This window comes from Bradyrhizobium sp. 6(2017), assembly GCF_011058295.2.
In the GTDB taxonomy this organism is placed as follows: domain Bacteria; phylum Pseudomonadota; class Alphaproteobacteria; order Rhizobiales; family Xanthobacteraceae; genus Bradyrhizobium; species Bradyrhizobium septentrionale.
In genome coordinates, this window is sequence record NZ_CP049289.2 from 7,295,039 (window position 1) to 7,310,656 (window position 15,618).

The 15,618-nt window shown below is 64.8% G+C and carries 11 protein-coding genes and 1 pseudogene; 7 read left to right on the forward strand and 5 right to left on the reverse strand.

Annotated elements, in window-relative coordinates:
- Positions 1 to 8 precede the first annotated feature (8 nt).
- The 3 genes from G6P99_RS34740 to G6P99_RS34750 all read right to left on the reverse strand — a co-directional run bounded on the left by G6P99_RS34740 (position 9) and on the right by G6P99_RS34750 (position 3,356).
- Positions 9 to 701, reverse strand: coding sequence for a TetR/AcrR family transcriptional regulator (locus G6P99_RS34740; RefSeq protein ID WP_029078964.1), 693 nt, complete (start codon positions 699 to 701; stop codon positions 9 to 11).
- An 88-nt stretch (positions 702 to 789) separates the two neighbouring features.
- Positions 790 to 1,578, reverse strand: coding sequence for an enoyl-CoA hydratase/isomerase family protein (locus G6P99_RS34745; protein WP_029078965.1), 789 nt, complete (start codon positions 1,576 to 1,578; stop codon positions 790 to 792).
- Between the two features lie 32 nt (positions 1,579 to 1,610).
- Positions 1,611 to 3,356, reverse strand: a complete 1,746-nt coding sequence (locus G6P99_RS34750; protein WP_029078966.1) for a CocE/NonD family hydrolase — start codon at positions 3,354 to 3,356, stop codon at positions 1,611 to 1,613.
- A 406-nt stretch (positions 3,357 to 3,762) separates the two neighbouring features.
- Here G6P99_RS34750 and G6P99_RS34755 point away from each other — a divergent pair, with 406 nt between their 5' ends.
- The 6 genes from G6P99_RS34755 (at position 3,763) to G6P99_RS34780 (ending at position 12,467) form a co-directional block, all read left to right on the forward strand.
- Complete coding sequence (locus G6P99_RS34755; RefSeq protein ID WP_029078967.1) at positions 3,763 to 5,067, forward strand: MFS transporter; 1,305 nt, start codon at positions 3,763 to 3,765, stop codon at positions 5,065 to 5,067.
- 72 nt (positions 5,068 to 5,139) lie between these two features.
- Positions 5,140 to 6,294 carry a mandelate racemase/muconate lactonizing enzyme family protein gene (locus tag G6P99_RS34760; protein ID WP_035976324.1) on the forward strand — a complete coding sequence of 385 codons (1,155 nt, stop codon included), beginning with the start codon at positions 5,140 to 5,142 and terminating at the stop codon, positions 6,292 to 6,294.
- 226 nt (positions 6,295 to 6,520) lie between these two features.
- Entirely contained in the window at positions 6,521 to 7,594 is a 1,074-nt protein-coding gene (locus G6P99_RS34765; protein WP_029078968.1) for an HlyD family secretion protein, read from the forward strand.
- On the forward strand, positions 7,591 to 9,921 hold the full coding sequence (locus G6P99_RS34770; protein ID WP_035976325.1) for an ABC transporter permease: 2,331 nt from the start codon (positions 7,591 to 7,593) through the stop codon (positions 9,919 to 9,921). The genes G6P99_RS34765 and G6P99_RS34770 overlap by 4 nt, the downstream gene beginning before the upstream one ends.
- The gene (locus G6P99_RS34775; protein ID WP_029078970.1) at positions 9,908 to 10,879 is read left to right on the forward strand and encodes an HlyD family secretion protein; all 972 of its coding nucleotides are present in this window, start codon (positions 9,908 to 9,910) and stop codon (positions 10,877 to 10,879) included. The genes G6P99_RS34770 and G6P99_RS34775 overlap by 14 nt, the downstream gene beginning before the upstream one ends.
- Before the next feature lie 190 nt (positions 10,880 to 11,069).
- Complete coding sequence (locus G6P99_RS34780; RefSeq protein WP_245284545.1) at positions 11,070 to 12,467, forward strand: glycerophosphodiester phosphodiesterase family protein; 1,398 nt, start codon at positions 11,070 to 11,072, stop codon at positions 12,465 to 12,467.
- Between the two features lie 161 nt (positions 12,468 to 12,628).
- On the opposite strand, the pseudogene acpA reads toward G6P99_RS34780, so the two are convergent.
- A pseudogene (acpA, locus tag G6P99_RS34785) lies at positions 12,629 to 13,752 on the reverse strand (acid phosphatase).
- A gap of 125 nt (positions 13,753 to 13,877) precedes the next feature.
- On the opposite strand from acpA, the gene G6P99_RS34790 reads away from it, so the two are divergent.
- The gene (locus G6P99_RS34790; RefSeq protein ID WP_165125224.1) at positions 13,878 to 15,104 is read left to right on the forward strand and encodes a cytochrome-c peroxidase; all 1,227 of its coding nucleotides are present in this window, start codon (positions 13,878 to 13,880) and stop codon (positions 15,102 to 15,104) included.
- 40 nt (positions 15,105 to 15,144) lie between these two features.
- Here G6P99_RS34790 and G6P99_RS34795 read toward each other — a convergent pair whose 3' ends face one another.
- The gene (locus G6P99_RS34795; RefSeq protein ID WP_029078972.1) at positions 15,145 to 15,351 is read right to left on the reverse strand and encodes a hypothetical protein; all 207 of its coding nucleotides are present in this window, start codon (positions 15,349 to 15,351) and stop codon (positions 15,145 to 15,147) included.
- Positions 15,352 to 15,618: the final 267 nt, after the last annotated feature.

Sequence of the window (15,618 nt, forward strand, 5' to 3'; positions counted from 1 at the left end):
TGCCCCCTTCAGCGCTTCTGTGCGTTCCCTCTGCCCTTGGGGACGTTGGCGAACACCGTCTCGTCAACGAGGCGCCAATACGCCTCGACGACCTTCGGGTCGGCGGAGGACAGTCCGCCCGTCACCTGCATTTCAGGGCCAAATTCCGACAGCGTGGCGGTCAGGCTGACCATCATGTAGTGAAAAAGAATGGGGTCGACGGCGGGCAGCAGACCCTGTTTCTGAACTTCGATGATTTGCGGCAGCAATCGCTCCAGCAGCGGAGCCAGGATCGCTTCGGCCACCCATTTCAGCCGCGGATTATCTGTCAGCGTCTCCTGCCGCATGAATCGATGAAATTCAGGAAACGCGACCGTGAAGCGGAACAGCGTGGTGTATTCCTGGCGGAGCCGCTGCAGCGGCGACAGATCGGATGCTTCGGGCGCCGAGATATCCCACCCGGCCCGAATCTGGGCGAAGGCGTGCTCCGCCGCCGCTCGCCACAGGATCTCCTTGCTGCGATAGTGATAGGTGATCAGCGGATGTTGCAAGCCGAGCCGATCGGCGATGGCCCGAATGCTTGCGGCTTCGAATCCGCGTTCGGCAAATTCCGCGATGGCAGCATCGAGGATCGAGGTTCGGGTCTCGATCGAACGCTGTTGTTCGGCTCGTTGGCGCGGGCGGCCGCGACGCCCGGTCGCCAGCTTCGTTTTCTGCGTCATTTGGCCTTCGATTAGCATGCTTCCCGGCCGAGCGTCACGCGACGTGTCGAGCGGCTCGTCGCGAGCCCATCACCGGCGGCCGCGCGACCTATTTGCCTTCGAACACGAGCGGCGGCGGCTCGATGTCCTTGTCGAAGGCTGCCGCGGTGTTGGCAAAGCCGCGCTGGGCGTCGGCGCCGTTGTAGAGCTCCATCGCGACATCGAGCATGACGAGATCCGCGGCGGCGACGCCGCCGCTCGACCACGCCTTGAGCAGGGTGCGCGTCGCGGCATATGACCTGGTCGGCCCCGTCGCGAGTTGCCGGGCCAGCGCCGCCGCGGTCGCCGAAACTTCGTTCTCGGGCACCACATGGGTGGCAATTCCGAGCGCGCCCGCTTCCTGTCCGGAGATCGGCTCGCCAAGCATCGCAAATCGCGATGCGCGCGCCCGGCCGGCGCGATCCGCGATGCGCTGCAGGGCGCCGGCGATCGGAAGCATCGCCGTCGTGACCTCGACGCAACGGAACGTCGCGTTTTCGGCGGCGACAAGAAAATCGCACGCCAGCGCCAGCTCGAAGCCGCCGCCGAAGGCAATCCCCTGCACCACCGCCACTGTCGGGATCTTCAGCAACTCGATCGCCCGATAGGACGTGTTCACGTCGGCGACAAACGTCCTGAACCAGTTGACGTCCTTGCCCGGCCATTCGCGCACCTCGCCGCCGAAGCTGAAGTGCGGTCCTTCGGCGCGCACCACCAGCACGCGGATGTCGCTTTCGCTGGCCTGACGCACGGCGGATCGCAAGGCCTCCGCAAAGCGCGAGTCCAGACGATTGAATGGCGGGTTCGCCAGCACGATGGTCCCGATGGCACCGTCTCGTTCAAATCGAATAGTCGTCATGGCGCACGCGCTCCCTTGTGCCGGTGTTGGTGTCAGGCCTGCTGTTGGTTGACGGCGTCAGGAATGATCGGCAGCAGCAGATGGGACGGACGCTCCGCGTCCCGATAGACCTTGTGCGTGACGGTCCTGCTGCTGCAGACGTGGTACGGGATGTACTCGACATTGGTCATCGCTCCTGTGCCGGTCGGGACATCCATGCAGGTGATGTCGAGGCAGATGCGATGGCCGGCCTTGAACTGGTTCGCGGTGGCGAGGATCTGGATCCGGTACTCGACCACGTCGCCCGGCGTCACAGGGGCGATGGCATCCTGCGTCAGTCTGTGGAACGGCTCCCAGGGCTTCGAGCGCTGCTCGTCGAGCGCGCGATAGGACGCCTTCAGCCAACCCCGCGTCAGCTCGCGCTCGGGCAATGTCGAGGGAACGTCGCGCTCGCCTTCGCGCGCAGTCCGGACCGACACGTCGGGGCCGACGTCCTTGAGCACGACGATCCAGTTGGTGTCGTCCTGATCGATCGCAGCATACAGCGTCAGCGTGATCGGGCCGGCAACGGTGACGTCATGCGGCAGCGGATCGGTCATGTAGCGCAGCCGCTCGACCTTGGTCGTCCGCGTCAGCGGCATCTGCGTGAATACGTCGGGCTCGCGGGCCGAAGCGCCAGCCTCCGCGGCCGACCGCGGCGGCTCGGTCGACAGCGCCTCCCAATGGGAGAGATGGTATTTGGTCCACTGCGTCTCCGGCAGCGGCCAGTTCGCGCCGGTCCGCCATTCGTTGGCACCCATCAGCCAGTAGCGCACCGGCGGCTCGTCCATGATGCCGGTGTCGTGCCCCTTGAGCCAGTGATCGTACCAGCGGATGATTTCATCATGGAGCTGGTGGAACGGCCGCTCGAGATGAGCCGGCCCGGTGAACAGCAGCTTCTTCGGCGCATCGACGTTCTGGAAATAGTGCTGCGCACCGAGCCAGTGCAGCTTGTAGGTGTACGCGTAAGCGCCGGAGCCGGTGTAGAACGGAATCGTGATCTTCCTGAAGATCTCCTCCGCACGCTCGACGGTGCCGTCCGCCTCCCAGGGATGCGTCATCATGAGATACATGATGAAGGTGCGCTGCCCCTTCTGGGTCAGGATGTTGTAGAGATTGATGTACTGCTTGAAGTCCGGGTTCCGCATGGCCCGGCGCCACAGCTCTTCCTCGGCGGGCGGCAGCTCACCAGGGCGGTCGCGCGTTTCATGGACCGTGCTGAAGACGTCGAGCAGATAAGGGAAGCTGTGCAGGACGCCGCCGGGATTGAAGTCGCGGTATCCGAACATGCCACCATACGCGCTGCACGCGTCATAGGGGAAGATGGCCCTCAGCGCGGGATGTCCTTGCGCGGCTGCACGCCATTGTTCGCCGGCAAATCCGGAGATGCCGACCATCCCGACCTTGCCGTCTGACCATGGCTGCTGCGTGATCCATTCGATCAGGTCGTAATGGTCGGTGTCTTCGTGGCCATAATGCCCTTCCGACTTGGCCGAGCCGCGCGGCTGGGCGATCACGTGGACATAGCCATTGGCGATGAAGCGCCGCGTATCTCCCGCCTCGATCGGACCGAACCACAGCGGCGCGTGAGCCGGCTGCGGCGGCAGGATGTCGGCGATGTCGGGTCCCTGGATGTCCTTGTTGTGCAGCGCTGACGCATACAGCACGGGGTATTGGCCGGCTGCGTCCGGACGGTAGACGTCGACCGCAAGGCGAGTGCCGTCCCTCATGGCGACGCTGATGTCGCGTTCCTCGATCATCGTTTCATCCCGGTGTTCGCGACCCTTTCGGTCGATGCCTCGTGGCGGTGCAAGCACGCTTCCCGCCCGATCGAACAGACCATGGCACAAAACTTTACTTCCGTAAAGTATAATTTTTCGCGGCATCGGAACGCCGTGGAACGGCTCGACATTCCTCGACAATTCCGAGGCTCCGGATCGACCCCGATGCCGACCGGCGCGGCGGGACGGATCGACGCAACTACCCACCATCTGCTTTTGAGATGGCGCCATCTGAACAAATCATTGTTCGCAGCGCGCGCCGACCGATAAGGCGTCTCATCCGCCTGACCGGCGCGTTGCCCGCCGCCGAAGAGAATGACGCCCGGACGTCCGGACGGCAGACGACACGCCATGTGCGAACAACAACAACGACACGGGAGCGAGCATGTCCGAGCCGGTTGCCGACAGGGCGATAAGGAAGGCTTTCGTGCGGCTGATGCCGGTGTTGTTCGTCTCCTACATCCTTGCCTATATCGACCGGGTCAATGTGGGATTTGCCGCGCTGAGGATGAATGCGGATATCGGCATCTCGTCTTATGTCTACGGGCTTGGAGCGGGCGTCTTCTTCCTCGGCTATTTCATTTGCGAGATCCCGAGCAACCTGATGATGGCGAAGGTCGGCGCAAGGCGCTGGATCTCGCGCATCATGATTTCCTGGGGTCTGATCGCGGCGGCAATGGCGCTGGTGCAAGGGCCTGCCAGCTTTATCGTGATGCGCTTTCTGCTCGGCGCTGCGGAAGCCGGGTTCTTTCCAGGCGTGATCCTGTATCTAACCTATTGGTTTCCGCAGCAGTACCGCGCGCGCATGATCGCGGCATTCATCGTCGCGGTGCCGGTCTCGCTCGCGCTCGGCGGGCCGATCTCGACGGCGATCCTCCAGATGGATGGGTTGGCCGGCTTGAAGGGATGGCAATGGCTGTTCATCCTCGAAGGCCTGCCGACCACGCTGATGGGCCTCGTCTTCCTGAAGGTGATACCCGACCGGCCGAGCGAGGCCCGATGGCTCAGCTTCGAGGAGCGGAGCCGACTGCAGAACGCAATCGACAATGAGGAGCGCGCGATCGCAGTCCATGGCCTGAGCGTGCTGCAATCCCTGGCGGATGCGCGCGTGCTCGCGCTCGCCTTCATCTGGTTCGCGAACACCACGGCCAATCTCGGCCTCGCATTTTTCCTGCCGCAGATCCTGAAGGGTCTCGGCCTGACCGACATGCAGACCGGAATCACGACCTCGGTCCCCTACATCTTCGGCACGCTAGGCATCCTCGCTTTCGGCTTGATCTCCGACCGCTACAATGAGCGCCGCTGGACGCTTTGCGCGACGCTCGCCCTCACCGCGTTCGGTCTGGCCGCGGCCGGCATGATGTCCGGATCGCTGCTCGCCGTCGCGGTCATGGCGGTTGCCGCAGTCGGCATCTATGGTGCCAAGCCGCCGTTCTGGCCGCTGCCGTCGACCTTCCTGTCGGGCAATGCCGCGGCCGCCGGCATCGCGCTCATCAACGCGATCGGAAACCTCGGCGGCTTCGTCGGACCCTATGTGATCGGCTGGATCAAGGATGCCACGCACAGCTACGAGGCCGGGCTCTACTTCCTCGCCGTCCTCACCTTCGTCGCCGCGGTGCTGGCGCCGATCATCGTGAGCAGCCGCTTCATCGGCGCCGCGAATGCGCCGGCGACGCTGAAGAGGGCTTGAGCCGGCACCCTGTTCGAATTGACGTTTCGATGCTGTGACACGCACACGCATCATTGAAAGGGAGCAGCAACCATGACCATCAGCATCGCGCGCATCGAGGCATTTTTGTTTCGCGCCGAAGTGAGCGAGCCCGTCAAGACCTCGTTCGGCAGCATTCCACGGCGCAGCGTCCTGCTGTTGCGCGTCGAGGATTCCGACGGCGCGCATGGCTGGGGAGAGATCTGGTGCAACTTCCCGCCCTACAGCGCCGACAACAAGATGCGGCTGCTCGAAACCGTGATCTGCTCCGCGGCGCTCGCCGGAACCTATCTCGATCCCGCGGACGCCTGGCACACCCTGACCGCGCGGACCCACCGCTGGGCGCTGCAGGGCGCGGAGCCCGGCCCGTTTGCCGCCTGCCTCGGCGGGCTCGACCTCGCGCTGTGGGATCTTGCCGCGCGGCGCGCCGGACAATCGCTGCGCGCCATGCTCGCCGGGACGGCGGCGCGCGACGTGGTGCCCGCCTATGCAAGCGGCCTCAATCCCGACACCGCCGCAGAGACGGTGGCGCGCTGTCGTGACGCCGGATTCCGCGCCTTCAAGGTCAAGGTCGCGTTCGGCAGCGAAACCGACACCGCCGTTGTCGCCAACATCACGCGCGACTTGCGATCGGGCGAACGGCTGATGGTGGATGCGAACCAGGGCTGGGATCTTGCTGAAGCGCGCCGCGCGGTGCCGCGGCTCGGCGCGTTCGGCCTCGGCTGGATCGAGGAGCCGCTTGCAGCCGACCGCCCTGCCGTCGAATGGGCGGAACTTGCGTTGCTGTCGCCGGTTCCGCTGGCGGGTGGCGAGAACGTCTTGGGCTATGAGGCGTTCGCAACCTTGATCGGCAGCGGTCATCACGGCGTGGTACAGCCCGACATGCTGAAATGGGGCGGCGTCACCGGCGCCACTGCTGTCGGCCGGCGCGCGGTGCAGGCGGGACGCTCCTACTGTCCGCATTGGCTCGGCAGCGGCGTCGGTCTGCTTGCTGCGGCCCAGGTGCTCGCCGCGGTCGGCGGCCCCGGCTTGCTCGAGCATGACGTGATGGAAAATCCGTTGCGCGAAGCGCTGGCGCAACCTTTCCCGCGCGTGCAGCAGGGACTGTTCCCGCTGCCGCACGGACCAGGCCTGGGCGCAGAGCCGGACCTTGCGGCCGCAGCGGACTGGCTGGTGACACGCGCCGAGTATCGCGCACCGCGCGCCTGAGCCCGCCTGGCTACGTGACACCAACTCGCCTTCGCCGCCGACCGTACGCGCGAGGGGCCGACCAGCGAGAAGCGGAAGCGCGCCCGGCAGCCCCCCGGGCGCGCCTGCTTGCAACGCGATTGATCAAATCGGAGCACAATTGAACAAGTCCGCCGAGGTTGGACAGGATTTAACATCCGCGCCATAGTGAATGGCTATCGTGGTCATGAGCCAAGTGGAGTGAGCCATGGACGTGCAAGCCTCTGGTAACGAAAACCAAAGCACGCCCGAGCCGACATCTGCACCAGGCCAAGAGAATCCGCCCGCGAATCCGCACGCTGCGACGCGCACGCCGGCCATCATCGTCGGTGTCATTGCCGCCATCATCGTTGCGCTGTCGATCTATTATCTGCTGCGGCCCGAGCCGCTGCTGGTGCAGGGCGAGGTCGATGCGACGCGGCTCGATATCGCCGCGCGCGTCGACGGCAGGGTCAAGGAGATTCCGGTCGAGCGCGGCCAGAATGTCACCGCGGGCGCCGTGCTGGTGCGCATCGACAATCCGGAAACCCTTGCAAAACAAGATCAAATGCGCGCGGCCAAGGCGGTTGCCGATGCCCAACTCGCCAATGTTCTGGTTGGCACACGGGCCGAAACCATCGCCGCGCGGAAGGCGGAGATGGAGCGCGCGGAGGCAGCCCAGGTGCTGGCGCAGAAGACCTTCGATCGCGCCAAGACGCTGACCGAGCAAGGCAACGCGCCGCAGGCGCGTCTCGACCAGACCACCGACGCGCTACATGAAGCCGAGCGCGGGCTCGATCAGGCCAAGTCGGCCTATGAGCAGGCGGTCAACGGCTACACCAAGGAAGAGCGCGCGATCGCGAAAGCCAATGTCGGGAAGGCCGAAGCGGACATTCAGAGTGTCAAATCGGTCATCGATCAACTCGCGGTCTATGCTCCCATCGCCTCGCAGGTCTATCAGCGCAATGTCGAGCCGGGCGAATATGTCTCGCCGGGCGTGCCGCTGGTGACCCTGATCGATCTCGGCGATCTCTGGGTCCACTTCGATCTGCGCGAGGATCTGGTCAAGGGCCTCAAGGTCGGCGACAAGTTCGACGTCCGCATTCCCGCGCTCGACGACCGTCACGTCACGGTCGAGGTCAAGCTGATCGCAACCAAGGGCGAGTATGCGAGCTGGCGGGCGACGCGCGCCACCGGCGATTTCGATTTGCGGACATTCTCGATCCGCGCCTATCCGGTGCAACCGGTGCCCGAATTGCGGCCGGGCATGAGCGCCTATCTCGATTGGCGGTCGCGCCAATGAGGCTGGCATCGAAGCCGGGATTCTGGCTGGTCGCGCAGCGCGAGTGCCTTTGGCTGTTCCGCGACCGCGTCGCGCTGCTCCTGATCTTCGGCGTGCCGCTGTTCGCCTTCGTGGTGCTCACCACCGTGTTCAGCCAGCCGGTGATCCGCAGTCTCGGCGTCACGATCGTCGACGCCGACAAGTCGGATAGCTCGCGCGCATTGATGCAGCATGTCGCGGCGTCGCCGAGCCTGCGAATCGTCGACGATTCCGGATCGCTGTCGACCGCCGTGCAGGACATCCGGTCCGGCAAGGCGATTTCGGCGATCTTCATCCCGCCGAATTTCGACCGCGACCTGAAGGCCGATCGCCGCCCGCAGGTCGTCGGCTTCTACAACCAGCAATTCCTGACGGCGGCCGGCATCGCGTCCTCCGGGCTGAGCGATGCACTGACCGCCGCGGCGAACGCGGCAGCTCCGGCCAGCCGCGCGGCACCGGCGCCGGCCTCAATGGGCACGCTGAGCGCGGAGACCATCGCACTGGTCAATCCGCAGAAGAACTACGGGCAATTCCTGTTGCGTGCGCTGCTGCCCACCATCATCCATGTGGTGATCACGCTCGCAGCGGGCTATTCGGTCGGCTCCGAATTCCGCCGCCGCAATGCGCGAGAGTGGCTCGCAAGCGCCGGCGGCGATCCGGTCGCAGCACTTGCCGGCAAGCTGGCGCCGCTGTTTGTGATCTTCATCGTGATCATGCTGGCCCAGCCGCTGGTGCTGGAGGGCGTGCTGCAGATTCCCTTCAAGGGCGACGCGTTGCTGATGATCGCCGCCGGCTCGCTCCTCATCATCGCCTATCTGTCGGTCGGCGCGCTGCTGCAACTTCTGGTCGGCGATCTCGCGACCGGGCTGGGACTTGCCGGCCTGATCGCCTCGCCTGCGTTCGGCTACGCCGGCGTCGGCTTTCCCACCATCGGCATGAACACGTTTGCGCAGGTCTGGAGCGCGATCCTGCCGCTGCGCTGGTACATGGCAGTCCTGATGGGACAGGCGGCGCGCGGGTTGCCGGCAACGGAATCCGCTGTTCCCTTCGCCGCGCTCGCCGGCCTCGCGCTGCTGTTTGCCGGCCTCGCATGGCTGCGCATGGCGAGCCTGACGCGCAGGGGCTGGTTCGCGACAGAGAGGCCGGCCGAACCTCCGGTTAGCGAACAGACATCGCCAGGCGTCGGCGGCGCCTTCATCGGAGAGTGGCGACGCGTGCTCGGAACGCGCAGCGCGTTCACCCTCTTGTTCCTGGCCCCGCTGATCTACGGCATCTACTATCCGCAGCCCTATCTGAACCAGATCCTGCGCAAGCTGCCGATCGCGGTGGTCGACAATGATCTCAGCGATCTCTCCCGCCAGATTGTCGAGACGCTCGATGCCAGCGGCACGTTGAGCGTGACGGTGCGCGCCCGCACGCTGGCGGAGGCGCGCACCGCGATCGATCGCGGCGAGGCGTTTGCCGCGGTCCAGATCCCGCCCGATACCGAGCGCGACGTGCTCAAGGGCATCACCGCCCACATTCCGGTCTACGCCGACGCCACCTATCTGTTCGTCTTCAGGTCGACCGCCAGCAGCGTCGCCACCGCGATCGGCACGCTGACATCGGAGCTGGTGTCGCGGGGCGGCCGCTCCGACGGCAGCCTGGTCAAGGCGAAGCTCGCGAGCCTCAGCCCGGCCGATGTTCTGCTGCAACCGATCTTCAACCCGGTCGGCGGCTATGCGAGCTACATCGTGCCGGCGGCATTCATCCTGATCCTGCAGCAGACGCTCCTGATCGGCGCGGCGATGCTGACCGGCACGGCGCTGGCCAGCGGCCGCGGCGCGTTCGCCGGCGTGTTCGGGCGCGGCATCGCCCATCTGACGATCTATTTGCCGGCGCTCGCGCTCTATCTGATCGTGCTGCCGCGCGTCTACGGTTTCTCGACGCTGGGGCATCTGCCGCAGATCTTCGCGCTGGCGACCGTCTTCCTGCTGGCGACGAGTTTTATGGGACAGGCGATCGGCGCCTGGTTCACGCGGCCGGAAAACGCCACCATCCTGCTGCTGGCGACCAGCCTGCCGCAATTCTTCACCGCCGGCTTTGCATGGCCGCGCGAGGCCATCCCCGCTGCGGCCACCGCGCTGGGCCGGCTGTTTCCGGCCGACTCCGCGATCGACGGCCTCGTGCGCATCAACCAGCTCGGCGCCAGCATCTGGGAGGTCTCGCATGACTGGCTCGGACTGTGGTGTTTGGCGCTGGGCTATTTCGCACTCGCCGTGATCTCGGCGCTGGTGTTCAAGAGAGGACCGCAACATGCCCAACGCTAGGCGCATCGCCATCATCGCGGTCCCGCTTGTGCTCGTCGCGGGCGCGCTGATCTATTCCGAGAACCGCGCGACGTCGTCCCCCGCAACCGTCGGTGTCGTGCGCTCGACCGAGGTCAGGGTCGAGCCGGAGGTGAACGGCCAGCTTATGTCGATCGCGGTCGAGAAAGGCGCGCAGGTGCACGCAGGCGACGTTCTCGCCAAGCTCTCCGCGGTCGAGTTGACCGCGCAGGCGGACCAGGCGCGGGCCGCGCTCGCCGCTGCGGTCGCAAGCCGCAACAATGTCTATGCCGGCGTTCGCCGCGAGCAGGTCGATTCCCTTAAGGCGGCCATCTCCAAGGCCAAGTCGCGCCTCGACTATGTCGAGGTCCAGCTCAAGCGGATCAGCACATTGGCGAGCCAGAGTTTTGAAACCCAGCAGGCACTCGACCAGGCCGAGAATGACGTGGCGGCGGCGCGCGCCGGCGTGGCGGCAGCCCAAGCCAATTACGACGCCGCAGTGGCGGGGCCGACCAAGGAGGAGCGCGCCATCGCCGACGCCCAGGTGCAGGCGGCCGCGGCCGCCGTCGCGGTGCTCGAACGCCGGCTCGACAAGATGGTGCTGCGCGCGCCGGCCGACGGCGTGGTCAGTGTCATCGCTGCGGAAGTGGGCGAGAACGTTCGCGCGGGCCAGCCGATCCTGATGGTCGCGGCGGCCGGCAAGCAATGGCTGTCGTTCAACGTGCGCGAGGACCATCTCGACGGCCTTGCGATCGGAAAGACCGTGAACGTGATCCGGAATGCCACCGGCGGCGCGACCAAGGCCGCGATCACCGAATTGCGGCCGCTCGGCACCTTCGCCACCTGGCAGGCCGAGCGCGTGATCGGCGATCATGACCGCAGCACGCTGCGGCTGCGTCTCGATCCCGCCGGCGCCGCGGAAGGCCTCGAGCCCGGCATGACCGTCCGGATCGAGCGATGAAGCGCGCGACGGTCGGCCCCGAACCGCGGTGACGTGCGCGTCGCCGCGATGCATTTCAAAAGCTTTGTCGGCCCACCCCGCCCGACAGTCATCCAGCTGTCAGGAGATTGAGACAAGAAGACAGCAGCGTCGAACGGCTCGGCCCTTGTGGCACTGGACCCGACGCTACACCAAAGATGGAGGCGTGGCCGTGAAGCACATTCGTTCAGGACGGAAAGTACATCTCGCAGCGATGCTGTTCGGTGCGGCGGCTTTGGCGATGCTCCCGCCATCGATCGCGTCAGCGCAAACCACGTCAGTGCCGGCCGGCAACAAGCCCTTCCTGACCCTCGATGGAAAGCCGCCGCTCGTCATCGGGCATCGCGGCGTGCCGGGCCTGGTGCCCGAGGAGACCGATGCATCGTATGAGCTCGCCGCCGACCTCGGAACGGATTCGCTCGAAGAGGACCTGCACCTGACCAGGGATTGCGTGCTGGTGGCACGCCACAACCCGTGGCTCGGCGACAACACCAACATTGCCGAGGTGGCGAAGACCAATCCGGAGGTTGCGGCCCGCAAGCGCACGGCGCCGGGTGTCCTCGTCAAGGGGAAATGGGCGCAAGCTCCCACCGGCGGGCCAGCCGACTACCTCACCGATCTCATCGATCCGGCCGATCCCAAATCGGTGCTGAAAGCACTGATCGTGGATGGCGATGACCACACCAACGACTGGTCGATCACCGACTTCACCATGGCCGAGCTGAAGAACTGGATCGCCGGCACCACCTATGATGCGGCCAACGAGAGGCCGAAGCTGTTCAACGGCAAATTCCCGATCATCAGCTTCCAGGACATCATCGACATCGCCAAGGCCAAGAGCAAGGCAACGGGACGTCCCATCTCGGTCTATCCGGAAACCAAGAATCCGAGCTGGAACAATGCCCAGGCCATCGCCAATGGCTGCGGTGCGCCCGGGAGCCACCCGCTCGAGGATGCCCTGATCAAGATCATCAAGGAGAACGGCCTCAACGCGAAGGACGCTCCGATCGTCGTTCAGAGCTTCGAGGCCGGCAGTCTGAAATACATGCGCGGCCATGGACTGGAAACGCGGCAGGTCCAGCTGATCGACGGCAACGGTGTCGACTTCAAGACCGGCAAGGTCCTGCTGAACAACATCGCCAATTCCCGCCCGTACGACTGGACGGTTGCGGGCGACTCGCGCGGCTTCGATGCGATGCTGACCCCTGAGGGCCTCGCGGAGATCAAGACCTATGCCGACGGCATCGGTCCGTGGAAGGCGTATATCGTTCCGTTGAAGATCTCACCCTGGAAAGACAGCAACGCCGACGGCAAGCCCTACAAGGGATCGACGCCGGAGGCCTCGACGCAGGAAGCAACCAGCGTCATTGCCGATGCGCACAAGCTCGGCCTGTTCGTGCATGTCTTCACCTTCCGGAACGAGAAGAAATATCTGGCGGCCGACTATCGCGGCGATCCGGGCCTGGAATATCTGAAGTTCTTCCGCCTCGGCGTGGACGGGGTCTTCACGGATTTCACCCACACCGGAGTCGCCGCCCGTGCGGCCTATCTCCGTGAACTGGGCTGGTGACGCCGGCGATGCGAAGGCCGCGGATGCATGTCGTGCAGCGCCGCGGTCACACGTTCATCTGAAAGCGATGCTGCCCGGCCTGTGGCCGATGGCAAGGCGTGAGCGGAAGCGCCTCGCGCTCTGGCTCCTGAGCGCAGGCGGACGGGTACACAGCCTCCGCCTCACTTCCCCTTAAGCGCCAGCGCGCTGGTCAGGTCGCCGAGCGGCTTCTGACCACGAGCGGCGATCGCAGCGTCGCGCACGGTGATGCCGTGCAGCGTCGGCAGTTCGAAGCGGCGCGTGATGAAGCGCAGGATCGATGTCGTGTCCATCGGCGTATGGTCGACATAACCGCGGCGCGCATACGGAGAGACGATGATGGCCGGGATGCGTGAGCCAGGGCCCCGATCTGCGGCACAAGCGTCGTCGCATTCTTCGGATCCGCATAGGCCTTGTCGCCATCCTTCGCGGGGTCGTTGCCGCTCGGCTGATAGGGCGGCTGCATGGTGTTCACGGCGTAGAAATCAGGGGTGAGATTGCCGTCGCCGGCATATTTCGGAATGCCGTCCATCGCCGATTTCGGCGAGTTGGCGGCCTGCGTCAACGTCACGCCATCGCGCTCGACAACGGAGATCGACGGCTTGGCGGGGTTGGTATCGGCACGGGGATAGTAAGGTACGCAGGCGCAGACCAGCCATTGATGGTTGAGGAAGGAGCCGCCGAAGGCCCCCATGAAGAAATTGTCGGCCAGCACATATTTCTCGGCCACCTTCCACATCGCCAATTTCGATCCGTCCCACAGGCTCATCACCAGGGCGCCCGAGTCGGCATGGGCAACGAATTTGTCGTTACGCCCGCCATTGATCTGCATCTGGTTCTGATAAAAGCGGTGCCAGAGGTCGCGCGTGATGGTGCCGTAGCTCAGCCTGAAGCCCTTCGGATCGTCAGCATAGAAGGGGCGATTGGGCAGATGCTCGGTCTCGGCCTGGGTGATCGGCGGCGTGACACCCTTGGCGGTCAGGCCTTCCCAGATCGGCGGTAACTCACGGAACCGCTTGCCGTCGCGATCGCGCTGGATCCGCGTCGAGGCGGACGCCTTGGCCACGCCATTCGCGCCCGGAAAACTGCCGTAGAGATTGTCGAAGCTGCGGTTCTCCGCATAGATCACCACGACCGTGTCGATCAGCGCCAGATCGCCGGCGGCATCCTTCTTGGCGCCCGGACTGTCCCCGGCTGCCAGCGCCGGACCGCACGCACCGATGAAGAAACTCGATGCAAAAACGACAACCGCCGATTTCGTTCGCATTCCAGCCCCCTGCACTCACCGGATTGTTGCTATCGTTCCGTTCGGTCTTCGTCATAGCCCAGACGCTCGGCAAAGGCACCTTCGGATCGCCATGACGATGTCCAGCCATAGGCGCGGTTTGCAACATGCGGATTAAGTATCGGGCTTTCGCGTCCGCGATCGTGTTGCTGGCTTTGACCATCGGTCCCGGCCAGGCCAGGCAGGAAATGTCGCGTGCCGAGGCGCGCCGGCTGGCCGAGCGTCTCAGCGCACTCGGTCAGGCCCTGTTCTTCGATCCATCTATCTCGCCGTCGGGCAAGCTCGCCTGTTCATCCTGCCACGATCCCGCCCGCGGTTTCGGCCCGGCCAATGCCATGGCGGTGCAACTGGGAGGTGGCGACCTGCGTCAGCCAGGGGTGCGCGCCGTCCCCTCCCTGAAATATCTGCAGGTGGTGCCGTCCTTCACCGAGCATTTCCATGATTCCGAGGACGAGGCCGACGAAAGCGTCGACAATGGCCCGACGGGTGGCCTCACCTGGGACGGGCGGGTCGACCGTGGTGCCGACCAGGCCAGGATTCCGCTGCTTTCGGATTTCGAAATGGGCAATCGGAACGAGGCCGACGTGGCCGGCCGGGTGCTCGCCGCTGGCCATGGCAAGGCGATCGCGGCAATTGCCGGGCCCAAGAAGGCCGCCAATCCCGCCACCGTGTACAAGACGGCCCTCAAGGCACTCGAAGTGTACCAGCAGGACTATCGGACTTTTTATCCCTATTCGAGCAAATATGACGCGATGCTGGCCGGCAAGGCCGAACTCACACCCGCGGAAGCGCGGGGGCTCGACCTGTTCAATGCAGCGAACAAGGGCAATTGCGCCTCTTGCCACATCAGCCGGCGGGGCAATGACGGCACCCCGCCCCAGTTCACCGATTACGGACTGATTGCTCTCGGCGTGCCGCGCAATCCCGACATTCCCGCCAACAAGGACCCGGCCTATTTCGACCTCGGCCTCTGTGGACCCCTACGCACGGATTTCCTGAAGCGCGAGGACTATTGCGGCCTCTTCCGTACCCCGACACTCCGCAATGTCGCGCTACGCCAGACCTTCTTTCACAACGGCGCGGTGCATTCCCTGCGCGACTCCGTGCGGTTCTATGTCGAGCGGGAAACCCGGCCCGAGCGTTGGTACCCGCGCAACGCCGACGGCAGCATCGACAAATATGACGATCTGCCCGACAGGCCAAAGGCCAACGTCTGCATGGATCCGCCGTTTGACCGCAAGGCTGGAGATGAGCCAGCCCTGACGTCGGCCGAGATCGACGATGTCGTTGCCTTTCTCGGGACGCTGACCGACGGATATCAGCCGGCGAAGTGAAGGCTCACACCGAGCCCGGCGCCCGGTCGTGGCGTCAGCCTCAGCCAGATTTTTTGGGCAACCCGAGAAGGCCTGCGACCGCCTCGGCCCCTTTGCCGGAAGCGGAGACTTCCCCATTGTCCCTGACCTCCAGGACAGCGCCATTGGAGAAACTGAGGGACCAGCCATCATCCGTGCCGTTCCGGCGCCGATCGGTCAGCTCAATGCCAGCTGCGGAAATCACTGCGGTGGCCTTGTCGACGTCCATGGTCGTCACCTCTTGCAGGCGTCGGAGTATTCTTCCTCGGCCAATGGATCGTGAAGTCGAGGCACTCTAGAGCGTTTTCGAGCGAAGTGGATACCGGTTCGCGTGAAGAAAACGCGTCAAACAAGAATCTAGCGCTCCGTTCCGATTCCATCGGATCGGAAATAGCTCTGGAGGAAGGGATTGGCGGCAGTATGAACCAGGCAGAGGTTTCCGCAACATCAAGTATGAGACCGCGGCGTCTCGTGCGACAGCAGACGAGCGGCCTTT